Genomic DNA, 266 nt, shown 5'->3' on the forward strand with positions numbered 1-266 from the left:
CTCCAATAAAGGGGTCGAGCACAGGATCCCAATAAAAACGAGTCTTAAATTCAATGCCGCCGGGCCGAATGTTTCTATACTCTTGAGGCATGAAGTTCAAACGAAACTGGTGCGCGTCTGTTATTTGCGGAGGAAAAGGTACTACACCATGCGGACCATAGTAATCCTGCCATGCTTGCAAAGGAGTCTTTTTAATTTCGCTGTGCACGGTCGAATGATATTCCATTACCTCTAACGCAAACCACCTAGCAAACTCCGTGAACGTT

1 protein-coding gene is annotated in these 266 nt (G+C 45.9%); it reads right to left on the reverse strand.

Annotated elements, in window-relative coordinates:
* Positions 1 to 208 (reverse strand): Mu transposase C-terminal domain-containing protein (locus SB816_RS32215; protein WP_410548272.1); only part of this gene is annotated, 208 nt, incomplete at its 3' end.
* Positions 209 to 266: the final 58 nt, after the last annotated feature.

The organism is Achromobacter sp. SIMBA_011 (assembly GCF_046535435.1).
Lineage (GTDB): Bacteria > Pseudomonadota > Gammaproteobacteria > Burkholderiales > Burkholderiaceae_B > Achromobacter > Achromobacter dolens.